The sequence below is a fragment of the Pseudomonas aegrilactucae genome, from assembly GCF_019168305.1.
Lineage (GTDB): Bacteria > Pseudomonadota > Gammaproteobacteria > Pseudomonadales > Pseudomonadaceae > Aquipseudomonas > Aquipseudomonas aegrilactucae.
Genome location: NZ_JAHTBI010000010.1, coordinates 208,633 through 225,821, shown reverse-complemented (window position 1 = coordinate 225,821; position 17,189 = coordinate 208,633). Strand labels below are relative to the sequence as shown.

The following is a 17,189-nucleotide window of genomic DNA, read 5'->3' as shown; positions in this document are numbered from 1 at the left end:
AGGAGGGGGGAGGTTTCAATGGTGCAGTGTGACGGCGCGCCCAGGACCTGATATTTGTGACGGCTGTGATCACGTCGGGGAGAGTGCGATGGCCGAAGCGTTGAAAAGGATCAACAAGGAACTGGTGGACCTGCAGAAGGATCCGCCCGCCAATTGCAGTGCGGGGCCGGAGGGGGACGATCCGTACCTGTGGCGCGCGGCGATGATGGGCCCGGAGCGCAGCCCGTACGAGGGTGGGGTGTTTTTTCTGAGGGTGCACTTTCCTGTGGATTATCCCGTTTCACCGCCTGCGGTGACGTTTGCCACGCGGATCTATCATCCGAACGTGGGTGCCGACGGTTCAATTGGGCTGGATATCCTGCACGACAACTGGTCGCCCGCATTGACGGTGTCCAAGCTGCTGCTGAGCCTTTCGGCATTACTGTTGGAGCCGGAACCGGAAGGTGCGCTGATGCGGGAAGTTGCCGATCAGTACGTGCGTGATCGGGCGGGGTATTTCAAAATTGCCAGGGCGTGGACTGAACGGTACGCGCAGTAGCCGCTGGCGCCATCGCCGGTCATGCCCGCTCCCACAACGTCACTGCTGTGCCTGTGGGAGCGGGATTGACCCGCGAAGGGCCTGGCTACCGGCCGATCACTGCGTCAGTTTGTAGGCGATCACGTAGTCGCCCATCCTGGTGCCCAGCGAGCCATGCCCGCCGGCGGTCACCAGCACGTACTGCTGGCCATCCTTGCCCGTGTAGGTCATCGGCGTTGCCTGGCCACCGGCCGGCAGGCGCGATTTCCACAGCTCTTCGCCGGTATTCACGTCATACGCACGCAGGTACTGGTCCAGGGTGCCGCTGAGGAAACCCAGGCCCCCGGCGGTCACGATCGAACCGCCCATGCTCGGCACACCGATCGGCAGGCCGATCGGAATCGGCGAGCTGTCACGGCTGGTGCCGTTCTTGTGCTTCCACACCACCTTGTTGGTGGTCAGGTCGATACCGGCCACATAGCCCCAGGCCGGGGCCTGGCACGGTACGCCCAGCGGCGACATGAACGGGTGCATGATCACCGCGTACGGCGCGCCGGTGTTGGGTTGCACGCCGCTGGTCTCGCTTTCGCGCTTGCTGCCCTCGGCCACCTCGGCACGCGGCACCATCTTGGACACGAACGCCATGTAGTTGGGGCTGGTGAAGAGCATCTGGCGCACCGGGTCGACCGAGACGCCGCCCCAGTTGAACACGCCCACGTTACCCGGGTAGATCAGGCTGCCCTGCTCGGACGGCGGGGTGTACTGGCCTTCGTAGCGCAGCTCGCGGAACTGGATGCGGCACAGCATCTGGTCGAACGGGCTGGCGCCCCACATGGCCGCCTCGGTCAGGTCCGGGCCCAGCAGGTTGAGGTCGGAGCGGGCCTGGGTCGGTGCGGTGTGGTCACCCTTGACCGCGCCCTGCGGTACCGGGATCTCGCGGATCGGCACGATCGCGCTACCGTCGCGACGGTCCAGCACGTACAGGCTGCCCTGCTTGGTCGGTGCGATCAGCGCAGGCTTCACGCCATCGGCGGTCTTCAGGTCGAGCAGCGTCGGCTGGCTGCCGACGTCCATGTCCCACAGGTCATGGTGGGTGAACTGGTAGTTCCAGCGCACCTTGCCGGTGGCCAGGTCCAGGGCCACGATACCGGCGCTGAACTTCTCGGCGCCCGGCGTGCGGTCGGCACCCCACTGGTCGGGGGTCTGGTTGCCCAGTGGCAGGAACACCATGCCCAGCTTCTCGTCGACACTGGCCAGTGACCACATGTTCGCCGAGTTGCGGCTGTAGGTCTTGCCCGGGGCCAGCGGCGTGGTGTCGTCCGGGTTGTTGCTGTCCCAGTTCCACACCAGGCGCCCGTCGTGCACGTCGTAGGCACGGATCACGCCCGACGGCTCGTTGGTCGACTCGTTGTCGGTGACGTGGCCGCCGATGATCACCAGCTCACGGGTGATCGCCGCTGGCGAGGTGGAGTAGTAGCCGCCGGCGGTGAACGGGCCGATGCCGGTGGTCAGGTCGATCACGCCCTGGTTGCCGAAGCCCTCGCAGACCTTGCCGGTGTCGGCATTGAGTGCGATCAGGCGTGCATCGGCGGTGGGCAGATACAGGCGCCGCGGGCAACTGCGCACCACGGCCTGGCCGGCTTCGGAGATCTTCGGTGCCGGGGCGCCGTCCTTGTTCACGTAGCTGTTTTCGTCGTAGTACGACACGCCACGGCAGGTCATGTGGGCGAAGCCCTTGAAGCCCACCGGGCTCTTGATCTGCGGGTCGAAACGCCAGATTTCCGCGCCGGTGTCCGGGTCCAGCGCCAGCACCTTGCTGTGCGCGGTGCAGGCATAGAGCTTGCCGTTGACCTTGAGCGGGGTGTTCTGGTTGGTCAGCTCGACCGGGTCGTTGTCGGTGGGCAGGTCACCGGTGCGGATGCGCCAGGCCTCTTCAAGCTTGTGCACGTTGTGCGGGGTGATCTGGCGCAGCGGCGAGTAGCGGTCACCGAATTCGGTGCGGCCATAGGCCTGCCATTCACCGTCGGGCATGTCCGGCGCGGTGCTGCTCATTTCGCTGCCGTCACGGCCCAGCTGGCCCTTGATCTCACCGGGGTGGGTGAACTGGCTGGCGATGGCGGTGGCACCCGAGAGCACCACGGCCAGGCTCAGCAGGCCGCTGTTCACCAGGCCGGGCTGGCCACGCAGCGGGCGGCGTGCCCACGGCAGCAACAGCACCACGCCCAGGGCGAACCAGAGGGCCAGGCGTGGCACCAGTTGCCACCAGTCCAGGCCCACTTCCCACAGTGCCCACAGGGTGCTGCCCAGCAACACCAGGCCGTACAGGCCCAGCGCATTGCGGCGCAGCGCCAGCAGCAGAAGGCCGCACAGGGCAAAGCCGATACCGGCAATCAGGTAATACAGCGAGCCGCCAAGCTGGCTCAGCTTGATACCACCGGCCAGCAACGCCAGCCCCATCAGCAACAGCAGCACGCCGAGCAGTCTCGGCAGCCAGCGGGTTCTACTCAAGGCACCATCAGTGCTCATCGTGTGTTCTCCGTTAGGTTCAAAGGGGTCGAGCCATGCGGCCCGGTCAGAAAGTGCTCTGGATCTTGAGCCCGCCGATCAGCGCGTCGTCCACCTGACCGACACCGCCCGGATGGCGGATGTACTGCAGGTTGGGGCGCACGGTCAGCCACTGCGCCAGGTGGATGCCGTAATACAGCTCGGCGCTGTACTCGGTGTCCTGGACGGGCAGGAAGGCGGGGTTGTCGTAGTCCTGGAGGCCGGCGGCGCGGTTGCTCGCCTGGGCGTTCTTGCGATAGGCCGGGTTGACGTGCACGCGGGCCAGGGCGAAGCCGATATCGTCCTTGGCGCGGGCATCGAACGGCCCCTTGTACACCACACCTGCCTGAACATAGTTGTCGATGGCATTGGTCTTCTTGTCGTGCAGCGTGGCATTGGCGAAAACGCTCAGGCCACGGGAGTGGTCGCTGGCCTGCGACGTCACCTGCTGCTGCGCTCCCAGCCAGAACCCGTGCTTGCTCGAGCTGCTGCGGTAGTCCTGGCCGCTGAGGGCCGCCGGGTGGCCGTCGTGGTCCTTGTAAACATCTTGTGCCTTGGCACTACTGTAGTAGTAACCGGCGCGATATTCCCCTTTGAGGCCATCGATCGCCGGGCTCCACACCAGTTCGAGCGGCAACACCGCGCCCTGGGTGCCGCTGCCGCTGAGCTTGAAGCCGTTCTGGCGTTCCAGGTTGGAGGGGTTCTGCTCAAAGGCACCGACCTGCACGTAGAGTTCAGGGTTCAGGTTGTACTTGACGCGCAGCGCCCACTGGCTGACCGGCCAGTTGTACCAGATGCTGCCGGCCCAGTTGCCCACCTGCGAGCCACAGAAGGCCAGGTTCTGGAAGTCGCAGGGGAAGCTGTTGAAGTCCTCGCCCTGGCCGAAACGACCGACTTTCACGTCCAGGTCGCCGTCGAAGTACTGCTGCTTGACCCACAGTTGCGTCAACCGCCAGGTCTGGCCGCGGCCCCAGACTTCCTGGGCCGAGGTGAAGCCGCCGACCCGCGGGTCGTTGATGCGGTCGTTGCTGATGTTGTTGCCGTGACGCTCGGTGACGGTCAACTGGAACTCGGCGGCGTGCCAGCCGAGCAGCTTTTCCAGGTCCAGGTGGCTGCCCAGGGTGAACTGGTCGCTGTAGCGCGCGGTGCTGCTGTGGTCATGGCCACCGTGCAGGTTGCTGCCCATCTCCCCGGTATAACCCAGGGTGAAGTCGTAGCCGCGTTCGGCAAGCGCCGTGCGTGTGCCTCCCCAGTCGCCGAGCATCCAGGGTGAGTCACCGTCGAACAGAGGGGTGGCCTGTACCGAACAGGCCAGCGTGCTGGCTGCCAGGCTGCTCAGGAAGGTCGCGGCGGCAGGGCGGAAACGATGAAAAAAAGGCATGAGATAGCGCTATCTTTTGTTTGTTGGAAAAACGGCAAATAACCCGACGTGCAGGCATCGTCGGGAAAAAATCAATGTCATCAAGTAGATGAAGCGTTTCAGCTTGAGGCGGGGAGGATATAGGCGAACTTGCAGGAAAAAAAGCCAAATCAGCAAGAGTCACCGTTGCCGGATGAGTAACAATCCGACAACGGTGATATGTCAGAAGGTAGTGCGCAGGCCTACTTCAACGCTACGGCCGGGTGCCGGGGCAATGTCGCGCAGGATCGAACTGGCGTAACGCACCGTCTGGTCGGTGAGGTTCTCGCCGCGCACGAAGGCCAGCCATTCACTCTGGCCGACATCGAAGCGATAGCCCACGCTGGCGCCCAGGGTGGTGTAGCCTGCGGTACTGGTGTCGGTGGCCGGCTTGCGGTGCTGGCTGCTGGCATGCTGCACGTCCAGGCGTGCCTGCCAGCGCTCCAGGTTCCAGGCCAGGCCACTGTTCAGGCGCAGCGGCGCGATGCGTGGCAGGTCTTCACCGGTGTCGAGGTTTTTGGCGCGGGTGTAGTCGCCCGACAGTTCCAGGGCAAAGCTGCCGTAGGCGTTTTCCAGCAGTTGCCAGCGATCCTGGGCTTCGACGCCGTAGAAGCGCGCCCGCACGCCGCGATAGAGGTACTCGGGTACATCGGCATGGTCGTGATCATGGTCGTGATCGTCGTCATGGTCATGGTCATGGTCATGGTCATGGTCATGGCCTTCGCGCAGGTTGCCGCTGGCCAGCAGGCCGATGTAATTGCTGAAGTGGCTGTAGAACACCCCGACGCTGCCTTTGTGCGTGCCATTGTCAAAGCGCAGGGCCAGGTCGCTGGACACCGCCTTCTCCTTCGACAGGCCAGGGTCACCCACCTCATAGGTGCCGGTGGCGACGTGGGCACCGTTGGCGTACAGCTCGTAGAACGTCGGCGCGCGCTCGGTGTAGCCCAGGCTTGCAGCCAGCGACCAGACCGGCGTGAGTTGATAGACCGCGCCCGAGGACAGGCTGGCAGCAGTGAAGCTGCTGGCGCTGTCGGCCTGGGCGAAGCGCTCGCTGCCCTGGCTGTCGGGGTTCACCCGGGTGTGTTCCAGCCGTGCGCCCAGGCTCAGGGCCAGGCGCTCGCTGGCCTGCCACTGCTCCAGCACGAACAGCGCCAGGCTGTCGGTATCGGTCTGCGGGACAAAGGCTTCTTCACCCAGCGCGGAAAATTCGTTGCGGCTGACCTGCGCGCCGATCACGCCTTCGATCGGCCCCAGCGGTTGATGCCGGGCTTCGACGCGCGCTTCGTAGCCCTTGTTCTTGAAGGTGGTATGCACCTCGCCACCCTCCCGTTCCTGGTGCTGGTAGTCGGTGTAGCCGGCGTCGAACTTGAGTGAACTGAACGGGCCATCCAGGTCGCGCAGTTCGGAGGCGAAGCCATAGTGGTCCTGCTCCATGGCCAGGCGTACGCCCGGTTCGGCCACCGACCCGTAGTTGGCATCGTAACGGCTGTAGGACAGGCCCGCGTAGCCGTGGTCCCAGTTGTACGAGCCGCCAAGCGCGCCGCCGTCCTGGCGCCCGTCGCTGTTCTCCAGGCGGTGCTTGCTGCCGGGTTCATCGGCGTCGCGCACCTTGGCGCTGCGGGCATAGCCGGGAATGCGCAGGTCGTTGAACTGGCGGCTGTTGGCGTCCAGGTGCAGGGCGAAGCGGCCATCGCCAGCCTCCAGCTTGCCGGCGCTGCTGCGGGTGGTGGCGGCGCCGCCATAGCGCAGCTCGCCGGCGCCGTGAATGCCTTCGACCGGCGCATCCGGGATGCGGTTGTCGAAGGTGTTGACCACCCCGCCAATCGCGTTGCCGCCGTAGAGCAGGGCGGCCGGGCCGCGCACGATCTCGACCCGTTCGACGTTCACCGGGTCCAGCGGCACGGCGTGATCATAGGACAGCGACGAGGCATCCAGCGCACCGACGCCGTTGCGCAGGATGCGAATGCGATCGCCATCCAGGCCACGGATCACCGGGCGGCTGGCGCCGGGGCCGAACCAGGTGGACGCCACACCGGGTTGCCTGTTCAGGGTTTCGCCCAGGCTGCCCTGTTGTTGCAAGGTCAGCGCGTCGCCTTCGAGCACGCTGCCGGGCGCAGCCAGTTGGGTGTTGCCCAAGGGGTTGGCGGTGACCATCTGCGGTTGCAGTTCGACGGCATGGCTGGGCAGGGACGCAAGCCACAGGGCGGCGGCGAGCGGGGAGAGGTGAAGCGGCAGGTGACGCATGGAGGGTCCTTGGCAGTTATCGTTTTAGTTACAATATAACATTACCGCAAAACAATAAATGCCAGGCTGCTGGCCAGTGCTTTGCCAGTCACTAGAATCACCTCAGGCGCCCCTGATCGAGAAACCCTGCACAAGGTGCAGACGCGCCGTCGCACCTGGGCTAAGGTGCGCACCTTTGTCTGGCTGGAGCACTGGCATGACTGCCGCTAACAACAATCCGCTGCATGGCGTGACCCTGGAACAGATCCTCACTGCGCTGGTGCAGCACTATGAGTGGGAAGGGCTGGCGCAGCGTATCGACATCCGCTGCTTCAAGAGCGACCCGAGCATCAAGTCGAGCCTGACGTTCCTGCGCAAGACGCCCTGGGCACGGGAAAAGGTCGAGCGTCTGTACCTGAAGCTGCAACGCGGTCGGCGCTGAGCCCATGCCTCTGGCTGCCCGAGGCGTGGCGATCGGCCTGGCTGCGGTGCTGGGCTGGGTGGCGCTTGGGGTCCAGTTGTACCTGGTGCTGCTGGCACGCTGGCAGGAGCAGGCCAGCCTGCTGGGCGGGCTGGTCAACCTGTTCAGCTACTTCACGGTACTGAGCAATACGCTGGTGGCTACGGTACTGACGCAGGCCGCGTTCGGCCGCGAGTCGACGTGGCGGCGCTGGTGGTTGTCACCCTGGGTCAGTTCCGGGGTGGCCGTGAGTATCGTGTTCGTGGCGTTGGCGTACAGCCTGTTGCTGCGCCACCTGTGGCAGCCGCAGGGCTGGCAATGGCTGGCTGACGAGTTGCTGCACGATGTGATGCCGCTGCTGTATGCGCTGTACTGGTGGTGCTGCGTGCCCAAGGGGCAGCTGCGTCTGAAGCACCTGCTGGGCTGGCTGCTCTACCCGCTGGGGTATTTCATCTATGCGCTGGGGCGTGGCGAAGGCATCGGCTTCTACCCCTATCCGTTCATCGACGTGGCCAGCCTGGGGTATGCGCAGGTGGTGCTCAACGCGCTGCTGATGCTGTGCGGGTTCATTCTGGTGGCCCTGGTGCTGATCGGCCTGGATCGCTGGCAGGGTCGGCGCCTGGCACAGGCCAGGGCACAACCCTGAGGGCCGTCGATCAGTCCTCGTCGTGCGGGTCCAGGCGCCAGTAGGCGGCGGCCTTGAGGTACGCCTCGTTCACGCCTTTCTCTTCCAGCAGCAGGCGCTTGGTCTTGCGCGTCAGGGCTTTTTCGAGCGCTACCCAGGCGTACAGCTGGCCTTGTGGCAGGCTCAGGTCACGAATCACCTGCAGGATGTCCTGCTGGCCGCGATGCACCCAGATCACCTCGACCTGCGCAGCGCTGACCAGTGGCTGTCGCTCGTGGTCATCCTCGATTTCAATCACCGCCAGCACACGGCGACCGGCTGGCAGCTCTTCCAGGCGACGACCGATCGCCGGGATCGCGGTTTCGTCGCCGATCAGCAGGTAGCTGTCGAAGATATCCGGCACCACCAGCGAGGCGCGCGGCCCGGCGATATGCAGGAACTGGCCGGGCGCGGCCTGCGCCGCCCAGGTGGAGGCAGGGCCGTCACCGTGCAGCACGAAGTCCAGGTCCAGCTCGCCGGCGGCAAGGTCGATGCGCCGTGGGGTGTACTCGCGCAGGGTCGGGCGCACGTCGCTGGTGCCGGGGTTGTCCAGTGCGGCCTGTTCTTCGGGCGAGCAGGCGAACAGCAGTTTCACGTGATCATCCGTTCCCACGCTGGCAAAACCCTGCAGCTCGGCCCCGCCGAGGGTGATACGGCGCATGCGCGGGGTCAGGTCGGCAACGCGCAGCACCTGCAGGCGGCGGCGCTTGATCTCGTGGTTGACGCGGTGAATGGTTGAGGTATCGGTCATTCGGGTTGCTCCTGTGTGGGCGTTGCGGGGCCGGCCACGATGGCTTTTGCGGTGTCGTTGAGCAGGGTGCGCACGCGCTCGATTTCTGCCGGGTTCCAGCGCCCGGCGTGCATTTGCAGGGCATGGCGCAGGTTGTGGACGGCTTCGTGGATTTCAGGTGGGCGATCGTGCACGCGCAGCGAGCGCTTGCTCACTTCGATGCGGGTGCGCACGCCGTCCAGGGCGATGGCCTGGTCGAGCAGGGCCTGGCGCCCGGCGTCGGTGGCGCTGTAGAGCTTCTTGCTGCCGTGGGTCTGACCGACGATCAGCTCGCTTTCCTCGAGGAAGGTCAGGGTCGGGTAGATCACGCCGGGGCTTGGGCTGTAACCGCCGTCGAACTGGGCCTCGATCTGGCGGATCAGGTCGTAACCATGGCCCGGTTTTTCCGCCAGCATGGCCAGCAGCAACAGCTTGAGGTCGCCGGGGGCGAAAACCCGTGGGCCGCGGTCGCCGCGTTCACGGCCGCCACGGCGCTCGAAGCCGTCGTGGCGATCGCCGGCATCGCGGTGGGGGGGATGATGGTCGCGCATGGAATCTCTCCTGCCTATGTTTCGATGTATCTAAAGATATTACTCAAGATATATCTTAGTGCAAGGCATGGAGATGATTATTTTTCGCATTTGGGTGATCCCTTCGCTGGCAAGCCAGCTCCCACAAGGTTCTGCGGTGTTCACAAAACCCTGTGGGAGCTGGCTTGCCAGCGAAGGGGGCCTCAGGGTTTTGGCACGCTGCCCGCCGGCCCAACTGCTACCAGTGGCGGCGTGCACAGGGTATTGCCCCCCGGTTGCAGGTACGGCATCAGGATCGGCGCCATGCCCTTGAGCACCTGCACCGGCAACGCCGAGGTGAACTTGAACGCTTCGGCCGCACGCCCGGGTACGAACGCGGTCAAGGTGCCGAAGTGATTGTCCCCCAGGAAGAACACGAACGTGGCGGTACGGTTCAGCGAGCGCGATCCGATCAACCGCCCGCCGGCGCCAAAGCTTTCGATACGGTTGTCCCCCGTACCGGTCTTGCCGCCCATCACCAGTACCGTGCCATCGTCGAGCTTGAAACTGCCCGACACGCGCCGCGCGGTACCTGCATCCACCACCTGCGACATGGCCCCGCGCAGGGCCCGCGCCACTTCCACCGAGAGCACCCGCTCGCCGCGGTCCGGGTCACCGGCCAGGCGGGTTTCGTACGGCGTGTCGGCGGCAAAATGCAGGGTATCGATGCGCAGCACCGGCAGGCGCACGCCGTCGTTCTGGATGATCCCCACCAGCTCGGCCAGCGCCGCGGGGCGGTCGCCCGAGCTGCCGATGGCGGTGGCCAGCGATGGCACCAGGTGGTCGAACGGATAGCCGACGCGCTTCCAGCGTTGATGGATATCGAGAAATGCCTCGATCTCGACCATGGTGCGGATGCGGCTGTCACGGGCGCCCTTGTGCCGGCTCTTGAACAGCCAGCTGTAGACCTCCTGACGCTCGAAATGGCTGGCCAGCACCGCATCCTTGAAGCTTGCGGTAGGGTGCTTGAGCAGGTAGCCCAGCAGCCACAGGTCCAGCGGGTGCACCTTGGCGATATAGCCCTGGTCGGGCAGGTCGTAGGTGCCGGGCCCATAGGCCTTGTACAGGTCTTCAAGGCGCTTGTCGGTGAGCAGGTCCTTTTTCAGCGGCGGGCGCTTGGGCGCGCCGGGGTCAGGTTTGGCATGTGCCCGCACGAAGGCATTGAACGTGGCCTGGTCCGCCTCGGGGAACAGATAGCGGTGCACCGCCGCCAGCCGGATGGGCGTCACCCGCAGGCTGTCGAGGAAGGTATCGAGGCGCTCCTGGGACGTCTTGCGCTGGTACTTCTTCCAGAACCGGCGCATGAAGTCGGTGCCTTCGCGGTCGGCAAAGCGGGCCAGGTATTCCTGGCGGCGCGGTTCGGCATCGTCCTTGAGCAGCTTGCCGCTGTTGCCCGGCGCCTGGTAGGTGCTGTAGCGCACCAGGTCGCGCATCAGGCGAATGAACGGCAGGTTGATCGACTCGCGCAGCGAGTCCTTGAGGGTCGGCAGGCGGCCGTTGTCTTCCTTGCGAAAGTTGTTGAACACGTGCATGCCGCCGCCGGTGAAGAAGGCTTCGCCGGGGCTGGCCGAGTACTTGCGCTCCAGCGCCGCGTCGAGCATCGCGGTGATGTTGCGGTCCTTGTTCTGGGCCAGGTAGTCCAGCGCCCAGCGGGTGATGAAGTCGGTGTCGGCCACCTCGACCTGCTTGAGTTGTGCGTTGGACATGCCGGCGTACTTGTCGTGCAGCTCGGAGATGATTTCCAGGTACTGGGTCAGCACCCGCAACTTGGCGGTGGAGCCCAGCTCCAGCTTGCTGCCTTCGTTGATGTCGAACGGCTGGTCGGTGCTGTCGGTCTGCACGCGCACCCGCGAACCGTCGGCCGTGCGCTCGAGCAGGGTGAAGCTGTAGCGCACCTGGGTGGTGCTGGTGGGGGTCAGCAGGCGCTCGCCGAACAAGCCCATCTTTTCTGCGAACGCGGGGTCGGCCAGGTTCTTCAGGTATTGGCTGACCTGGCCCTGCAGGTCGGCCTGCAAGGTGCTGGTGGCCGACAGGTCCAGGCGGTCGAGGTCGTACAGCGGCCGTCCCAGCGCCGACGACAACCGGCTGCGTGCCACGCTGATGCCCTTGTTGGTGACGATCGGCACGATGGTCGGCTGCGCCACCCAATCGCGAAACACCACCTTGCTGGCCAGTGCGGCGTCGGCCAGCGAGCGGTCGATGATGTTGTTGGCGGCCAGCAGGCGCACATGGCTGTCAGTCAGCTCGGCAAGCTCTGCACGCCCCCTGGACAGGAAGTGCGAAGGGCGGCGCTGGGCGATCATCAGTGACAGCACCTGGCGCAGTGCCAGGCCGCGTGCGGCGAGGCTGGCGGGGTCGTTGTCAGTGCCTGCCAGGGTCTGGTTGACCTGCGCAAAGTCTGCGCCGTACCACACCCGCAAGCCTTCGGCCATGCCATGCACTTCGCCGTGCCCGGGCACGGCCGAGAGTGGCACGCTGTTGAGGTAGTCGCGCACGATGCGCTGGCGTGCCTGCAGGGTCTGCGGGCCGTCCTGATAGGCGCGCACGCTGGCCGAAATCATCTGGCGGATCTTCTCGCTGCCCGACACCGTGAGGCCATCGGGGGAGTGGCGGTACTTCTCCAACTGCGTGGCCAGGGTGCTGCCGCCGGCCGACTGGCCGGGCAGGGCAAGGTACTTGGCGATCTGGCTGTAGGCCGCCATGGCGAAGCGCGGCCAGTCTACGGCGGGGTTGCCGCGCGGGTCGTTGGGGTCGAGCAGGTCGCGGTTCTCGATGAACAGCAGGCTGTGCACGATCACCGGCGGGATCGCGGCGAAATCGGGGTACAGGTGCTGCGGGTAGTGGAATTGGTAGAGCGCGTCGCCCTTGCAGTCGGTGATTGACAGGCCGGCCTGGATCTTTTCGGCATAGGGCACGAAAAAGCCGCGATCGACATAGTTCATCAAGGCCGGCGAGAAGCGTGCCTGTTCCACGATCACATAATCACGCTTGAACAGGCGCGGCAGAAATTCGCCCATCGCGCTGTAGCCCAGGCGCTTGTCGAATGGGCCGTCGCCCGGGTACACGATGGCGTCGCTGGGGCCCTTGTGCATCGAGTAGCTTAGGGTCGCGGCGAACTGGCTGAACTCGCGCGACTGCAGGCGCGAGGTGTGCATTTCATTGGTGGCCGCCATCCCCAGCAACACCAGGCCGATCAGCAGGATCAGGCCCAATACCCACCATCCATAACGCCGACGGGAACGTTTTGGCAAAGCCGAGTCATCCGGTTGTTCTGCGGGAGCTTGCGTCTTGCTTGGTTCCGTTTGCCACTGTGCGCCCATAGTGTTCAGCCCGGCTGCGTATGTTCGTCTCGCTTGCCTGAAGCTTAGACGCTGGGCGAGGGTGGTGAAGATTTTGTAGAACGTCGTGGGTTATTTCCTGAGTCGTGGCCGCAACATGCGGCGTTGCCGGCGCAGGCCTTTACGCCGCTTCGGCGTTGGGCTCGAAACTGTCCGCCCGTGCCATCTGCCACATCCGTGAGTAGAACTCGCCATTCACCTCGCCGGTGAGCAACTCGCCCGGCTTCAGGAACACATGCAGTTGCGAGAACAGCTTGATCTCGGTCGCCGACATGCGCCGTACCAGGTGCTTGGCCTCCAGCTGCGACGGATGATCCAGCCCGGCCGCCGCCAACATCTCGGCCAGCGCCTTGAGCGTGTTGCGGTGGAAGCTGAACACCCGCTGCGCCTTGTCCGGCACCACCAGCGCGCGCTGACGCAAACCGTCCTGGGTGGCGACGCCGGTGGGGCACTTGTTGGTGTGGCAGCTCTGCGACTGGATGCAGCCGATCGCAAACATGAAGCCGCGCGCCGCGTTGGCCCAATCCGCACCGATGGCCAGCACGCTGGCGATGTCGAACGCACTGACGATCTTGCCGCTGGCGCCCAGCTTGATCTTGTCGCGCAGGTTCAACCCCACCAGGGTGTTGTGCACGAACAGCAGGCCCTCGCGCAGCGGTACGCCGATATGGTCGGTGAACTCCACCGGCGCCGCGCCGGTGCCGCCTTCCTTGCCGTCGACCACGATGAAGTCGGGCAGGATGCCGGTCTCCAGCATCGCCTTGGCAATGCCCATGAACTCCCACGGGTGGCCCAGGCAGAACTTGAAGCCCACCGGCTTGCCGCCGGACAGCTCGCGCAACTGGGCAATGAACTGCATCAGCTCGATGGGGGTGGAAAACGCGCTGTGCCGCGACGGCGAAATGCAGTCTTCGCCCATCAGGATGCCGCGGGTGTCGGCGATTTCCTGGGTGACCTTGTGCTTGGGCAGGATGCCGCCGTGGCCGGGCTTGGCGCCCTGGCTCATCTTGATTTCGATCATGCGCACCTGCGGGTTGCGTGCCTGCTCGGCGAAGCGCTCGGGGTCGAAGCGCCCGTCCGAGGTGCGGCAGCCGAAGTAGCCGCTGCCCAGCTCCCAGGTCAGGTCGCCGCCGTGTTCGCGGTGGTAGGGGCTGATGCTGCCTTCACCGGTGTCGTGGGCGAAGTTGCCGAGCCTGGCGCCCTGGTTCAGTGCACGGATCGCGTTGGCGCTGAGCGAGCCGAAGCTCATGGCCGAGATGTTGAATACCGAGGCCGAGTACGGCTGGCTGCATTGCGGGCCGCCGACGATCACGCGAAAGCTCTCGGGGTCGCTGAGCGGTGCCGGGCGCATGGAGTGGCCGATGAACTCGAAGCCCGACTGGTACACGTCGATCAGGGTGCCGAAGGGTTTGTCGGCGGTTTCGTTCTTGGCGCGCGAGTACACCAGCGAGCGCTGGGCGCGGGAGAAGGGCAGGGCGTCGCTGTCGGATTCAAGCAGGTACTGGCGGATTTCCGGGCGGATGCCTTCGACCAGGTAGCGGATGTTGCCCAGGATCGGGTAGTTGCGGCGTACCGCGTGGCGGCTTTGCAGCAGGTCGAACAGGCCCAGCAGGCTGAGCAGGCCGGTGACCAGGGCGAACGGCCACAGCCAGTCGTGGTGCAGGAACGGCAGGCTGGCCAGGGTGAACACGACGCAAGCGGCGAAGAAGGCGTAACGGCTGAGGAGTGACAGGCTCATGCGGGATCCTTGTGCAGGCAATCCAAGACCTTATATCGAATGGGGTTTTGAAAGCCAGTGAAGGTGTCGAGACCGGGTGGCCGCCTTCAATCATGACGCTGTTCTTATGGGCAAGCCGACACACGCAGTGCCGGCACTTGCGTTCAGGTTTGCCATACCTGAGTTCGCTTGCCTCCACTCTCAGAACAGTGATGGAGGTTCAGGCGCATTCAAGTGGAGATCGTGCAATCGGAACACTGCCTCGCTGCCGTATACCCGCGATGCACCTATTCCAAAAGGTGTGTAATCGACACCGATGTGTCCATGCCATTCTGATGCGTACGTTTTTTTGGAAAAAATTTTTATCAGGTCGCTCCCGATGTATAACTTTATTCTGGGGTTTTTGGATGTTATGTCATCAATAAACTTTACGGTAAATTCTACGCCTGCTCCATCAGTTGCGGTAATTGCTCTACTCAATCCTAGCGACTTTTTATAGTAGGCGGCCTTTGCCGAAGACATGATTTTATACGTTCCGTTCGCCTGGCGCTTGAAGTAGAAAGGTACCTTCATGTCTTCCGTCGTGTTGGCAAAAAGTGTCGACGTATAGTGTTGCGCAATGCCGAATCTCCCATTAGGTAATACCAGCACCTTGCCCGCGCCGGTTTGATAGGCTTCAAGGCTTTCTTCCAGAGTGAAGTAGGAAAAACATACTGGCGCATTGTCTGCACTCATCGTCGCACTAAATGTGTTTGTTTGAACTGCATCTGCGCTAATAGTCATCATCTGTTCCTCATAACGACAGGTTGGTCGGTAAGGCTTCAGTCCGATGAATAGTTTGCTGAAAGAGATACAGCTTTGATAGCTGATATAAATGACAGGTGCGGCCGTGTAATCTGATGGCGATTGAAAGCCCAACGCCAGCATGTGATCCTACCCCGCCTTCACCGCCACGAGCCGCCCCACCATGAGCAAAACCATCCGCATCGCCGCCGCCCTCCTGCTCGACGCCCAGGGCCGTACCCTGCTGGTGCGCAAGCGCGGCACCCTGGCGTTCATGCAACCTGGCGGCAAGATCGAAGCCCACGAGCAACCCGTCGACGCCCTGGCCCGTGAACTGTTCGAAGAACTCGGCCTGCGCATCGATACGCAACAGGCGCAGTACCTGGGCCAGTTCAGCGCCCCGGCGGCCAACGAGCCCGGCTTCGAGGTGCAGGCCGAACTGTTTCAACTGCACACCGATCTGGAGCTGGAACCCGCAGCGGAAATCGAGGAAGCCTGCTGGGTCGACGCCCATCACGTCGACCACCTCGAACTCGCCCCCCTGACCCGCGACCTGATCCTGCCCCTGCACTTGCAAAGGACGGCACAATGATCCCGCTCAGCCAGTGGCTGCTGTTCACCGGCGCCGCGCTGTTGATGGTACTGACCCCCGGGCCGAACATGATCTACCTGATCTCGCGCTCGATCTGCCAGGGCCGCATGGCCGGTGTCACCTCGCTGATCGGCGTGGTCGGCGGCTTTCTGGTGCACATGACAGCCGCCGCGGTGGGCCTCACCGCGCTGTTCATGGCCGTACCGCTGGGCTACGACCTGCTGCGCTGGGCCGGTGCCGGCTACCTGCTGTGGATGGCCTGGCAAGCGGTCAAACCCGGTGCACGTTCGCCGTTCCAGGCCCGTGAACTGCCCCCCGATTCGCCGGCTCGCCTGGTGGTGATGGGCTTTCTGACCAGTGTGCTGAACCCCAAGGTGGCAGTGTTCTACCTCTCGGTGCTGCCGCAGTTCATCTCGCCCGAACACGGCTCGGTGCTGGCGCAGAGCCTGACCCTGGGCCTGACCCAGATCAGCGTGAGCTTCATCGTGAACCTGCTGATCGCAGTGTTCGCCGCCGGCCTGTCGGCCTGGTTCGTGCGCTACCCGCTGTGGCTGATGCTGCAACGCTATGTGATGGGCTTCGTGCTGGCCGCCCTTGCGCTGCGCCTGCTCCAGGAACAACGCAAGCTGGCTTGACGCTTCAGCGCACCGCGCTGACACCATCGAGGGTCGAGAACGAGGTGTCCTTGGCGGTGAGCAAAAAGTCGCGCATGTACGGCGCATCAAGCATGTCGGTGCGCACGGCAGCGTACAGCGTGGCAAACAGGCCTTTCTCGCCCAGGCGCTTGCCCTTCACATAGCCGCGCGAGCTGTACTCGTGCAGTGCCCAGTGCGGCATGCCGCACACCCCGCGCCCGCTGGCTACCAGCTGCATCATCATCACCGTCAGCTCGGCGGTGCGTACCTGGCCGGGCTCCACCTCCGCCGGCTCCAGGAACCGTGTGAAGATGTCCAGGCGGTCGCGCTCCACCGGGTAGGTGATCAGGGTTTCGGCTGCCAGGTCCTGGGGCACGATGTACGGCTTGCCCGCCAGCGCATGCTGGTTGGCCACTGCCAGCATGGCTTCATAGGTGAACAGCGGCACGTAGGTGATACCGGCCAGGTCCACCGGGTCGGAGGTCACCACCAGGTCCAGGTCGCCACGGGCCAGGGCCGGCAGCGGCGCAAAGGCAAAGCCTGAGGCCAGGTCCAGCTCCACTTCCGGCCAGGCGTCACGGAACTGGTCGATGGTCGGCATCAGCCACTGGAAGCAGCTGTGGCATTCGATGGCCATGTGCAGGCGCCCCGCGGTACCACCGGCCAGGCGCGCGATATCGCGCTCGGCACCGCGCAGCAGCGGCAGGGTGGCATCGGCCAGTTGCAGCAGGCGTAGGCCGGCACTGGTGAAGCGGATCGGCTTGGTCTTGCGCGTGAACAGCGCCATGCCCAGGCGCTCTTCGAGTTCCTTGAACTGGTGCGACAGCGCCGACTGGGTCAGGTGCAGGCGCTCGGCGGCTTCCACCAGGCTGTCGGCTTCACGCAGGGCGTGCAGGGTCTTGAGGTGACGAATTTCCAGCACCGGGGTGCTCCATGAGTGATATTGGAGATAAACGCGAATTTATTGAGTTTGTCTCAT

General features: G+C 64.4%; 14 protein-coding genes. 5 read left to right on the top strand and 9 right to left on the bottom strand.

What is annotated here, in order from left to right:
• Positions 1 to 88 precede the first annotated feature (88 nt).
• Positions 89 to 538: a ubiquitin-conjugating enzyme E2 gene (locus KUO17_RS04210; RefSeq protein WP_217973805.1), complete on the top strand. Its 450-nt coding sequence runs from the start codon at positions 89 to 91 to the stop codon at positions 536 to 538.
• A 96-nt stretch (positions 539 to 634) separates the two neighbouring features.
• Here KUO17_RS04210 and KUO17_RS04205 read toward each other — a convergent pair whose 3' ends face one another.
• The 3 genes from KUO17_RS04205 to KUO17_RS04195 all read right to left on the bottom strand — a co-directional run bounded on the left by KUO17_RS04205 (position 635) and on the right by KUO17_RS04195 (position 6,704).
• On the bottom strand, positions 635 to 3,043 hold the full coding sequence (locus KUO17_RS04205; RefSeq protein ID WP_217973803.1) for a glucose/quinate/shikimate family membrane-bound PQQ-dependent dehydrogenase: 2,409 nt from the start codon (positions 3,041 to 3,043) through the stop codon (positions 635 to 637).
• 46 nt (positions 3,044 to 3,089) lie between these two features.
• A complete protein-coding gene (locus tag KUO17_RS04200) occupies positions 3,090 to 4,442 on the bottom strand; it encodes a carbohydrate porin (RefSeq protein ID WP_217973802.1) in 1,353 nt (450 codons plus the stop codon).
• 201 nt (positions 4,443 to 4,643) lie between these two features.
• Positions 4,644 to 6,704 (bottom strand): TonB-dependent receptor, encoded by a 2,061-nt coding sequence (locus tag KUO17_RS04195; protein ID WP_217973800.1) that lies wholly within the window; start codon positions 6,702 to 6,704, stop codon positions 4,644 to 4,646.
• A 196-nt stretch (positions 6,705 to 6,900) separates the two neighbouring features.
• Here KUO17_RS04195 and KUO17_RS04190 point away from each other — a divergent pair, with 196 nt between their 5' ends.
• Both KUO17_RS04190 and KUO17_RS04185 read left to right on the top strand, forming a co-directional pair.
• Positions 6,901 to 7,125 carry a VF530 family protein gene (locus KUO17_RS04190; RefSeq protein WP_217973798.1) on the top strand — a complete coding sequence of 75 codons (225 nt, stop codon included), beginning with the start codon at positions 6,901 to 6,903 and terminating at the stop codon, positions 7,123 to 7,125.
• Between the two features lie 4 nt (positions 7,126 to 7,129).
• Positions 7,130 to 7,789, top strand: a complete 660-nt coding sequence (locus KUO17_RS04185; protein ID WP_217973796.1) for a Pr6Pr family membrane protein — start codon at positions 7,130 to 7,132, stop codon at positions 7,787 to 7,789.
• 10 nt (positions 7,790 to 7,799) lie between these two features.
• Here KUO17_RS04185 and KUO17_RS04180 read toward each other — a convergent pair whose 3' ends face one another.
• The 5 genes from KUO17_RS04180 to KUO17_RS04160 form a co-directional block, all read right to left on the bottom strand.
• Positions 7,800 to 8,558, bottom strand: a complete 759-nt coding sequence (locus KUO17_RS04180) for a siderophore-interacting protein (RefSeq protein ID WP_217973794.1) — start codon at positions 8,556 to 8,558, stop codon at positions 7,800 to 7,802.
• On the bottom strand, positions 8,555 to 9,127 hold the full coding sequence (locus KUO17_RS04175; protein ID WP_217973792.1) for a PadR family transcriptional regulator: 573 nt from the start codon (positions 9,125 to 9,127) through the stop codon (positions 8,555 to 8,557). The genes KUO17_RS04180 and KUO17_RS04175 overlap by 4 nt, the downstream gene beginning before the upstream one ends.
• A 182-nt stretch (positions 9,128 to 9,309) precedes the next feature.
• The gene (locus KUO17_RS04170; protein WP_217973789.1) at positions 9,310 to 12,465 is read right to left on the bottom strand and encodes a transglycosylase domain-containing protein; all 3,156 of its coding nucleotides are present in this window, start codon (positions 12,463 to 12,465) and stop codon (positions 9,310 to 9,312) included.
• Positions 12,466 to 12,604: 139 nt separating this feature from the next.
• Positions 12,605 to 14,221 (bottom strand): FMN-binding glutamate synthase family protein, encoded by a 1,617-nt coding sequence (locus KUO17_RS04165; protein ID WP_217973787.1) that lies wholly within the window; start codon positions 14,219 to 14,221, stop codon positions 12,605 to 12,607.
• Positions 14,222 to 14,401: 180 nt separating this feature from the next.
• Complete coding sequence (locus KUO17_RS04160) at positions 14,402 to 15,127, bottom strand: hypothetical protein (protein ID WP_217973785.1); 726 nt, start codon at positions 15,125 to 15,127, stop codon at positions 14,402 to 14,404.
• A 40-nt stretch (positions 15,128 to 15,167) separates the two neighbouring features.
• On the opposite strand from KUO17_RS04160, the gene KUO17_RS04155 reads away from it, so the two are divergent.
• Positions 15,168 to 15,575 (top strand): NUDIX hydrolase, encoded by a 408-nt coding sequence (locus KUO17_RS04155; protein ID WP_217973784.1) that lies wholly within the window; start codon positions 15,168 to 15,170, stop codon positions 15,573 to 15,575.
• Complete coding sequence (locus KUO17_RS04150; protein ID WP_217973782.1) at positions 15,572 to 16,210, top strand: LysE family translocator; 639 nt, start codon at positions 15,572 to 15,574, stop codon at positions 16,208 to 16,210. Before KUO17_RS04155 ends, KUO17_RS04150 begins: the two co-directional genes overlap by 4 nt.
• A gap of 4 nt (positions 16,211 to 16,214) precedes the next feature.
• Here the strand turns inward: KUO17_RS04150 and metR are convergent, their stop codons facing one another.
• On the bottom strand, positions 16,215 to 17,132 hold the full coding sequence (metR, locus tag KUO17_RS04145) for a transcriptional regulator MetR (protein WP_217973781.1): 918 nt from the start codon (positions 17,130 to 17,132) through the stop codon (positions 16,215 to 16,217).
• Between the last annotated feature and the right edge of the window lie 57 nt (positions 17,133 to 17,189).

Excerpts from the sequence above, each read along its gene's own strand:
- KUO17_RS04210 (WP_217973805.1), top strand. The coding sequence starts at position 89 with ATGGCCGAAGCGTTGAAAAGGATCAACAAGGAACTGGTGGACCTGCAG.
- KUO17_RS04205 (WP_217973803.1), bottom strand. The coding sequence starts at position 3,043 with ATGAGCACTGATGGTGCCTTGAGTAGAACCCGCTGGCTGCCGAGACTG.
- KUO17_RS04200 (WP_217973802.1), bottom strand. The coding sequence starts at position 4,442 with ATGCCTTTTTTTCATCGTTTCCGCCCTGCCGCCGCGACCTTCCTGAGC.
- KUO17_RS04195 (WP_217973800.1), bottom strand. The coding sequence starts at position 6,704 with ATGCGTCACCTGCCGCTTCACCTCTCCCCGCTCGCCGCCGCCCTGTGG.
- KUO17_RS04190 (WP_217973798.1), top strand. The coding sequence starts at position 6,901 with ATGACTGCCGCTAACAACAATCCGCTGCATGGCGTGACCCTGGAACAG.
- KUO17_RS04185 (WP_217973796.1), top strand. The coding sequence starts at position 7,130 with ATGCCTCTGGCTGCCCGAGGCGTGGCGATCGGCCTGGCTGCGGTGCTG.
- KUO17_RS04180 (WP_217973794.1), bottom strand. The coding sequence starts at position 8,558 with ATGACCGATACCTCAACCATTCACCGCGTCAACCACGAGATCAAGCGC.
- KUO17_RS04175 (WP_217973792.1), bottom strand. The coding sequence starts at position 9,127 with ATGCGCGACCATCATCCCCCCCACCGCGATGCCGGCGATCGCCACGAC.
- KUO17_RS04170 (WP_217973789.1), bottom strand. The coding sequence starts at position 12,465 with ATGGGCGCACAGTGGCAAACGGAACCAAGCAAGACGCAAGCTCCCGCA.
- KUO17_RS04165 (WP_217973787.1), bottom strand. The coding sequence starts at position 14,221 with ATGAGCCTGTCACTCCTCAGCCGTTACGCCTTCTTCGCCGCTTGCGTC.
- KUO17_RS04160 (WP_217973785.1), bottom strand. The coding sequence starts at position 15,127 with ATGCTGGCGTTGGGCTTTCAATCGCCATCAGATTACACGGCCGCACCT.
- KUO17_RS04155 (WP_217973784.1), top strand. The coding sequence starts at position 15,168 with ATGAGCAAAACCATCCGCATCGCCGCCGCCCTCCTGCTCGACGCCCAG.
- KUO17_RS04150 (WP_217973782.1), top strand. The coding sequence starts at position 15,572 with ATGATCCCGCTCAGCCAGTGGCTGCTGTTCACCGGCGCCGCGCTGTTG.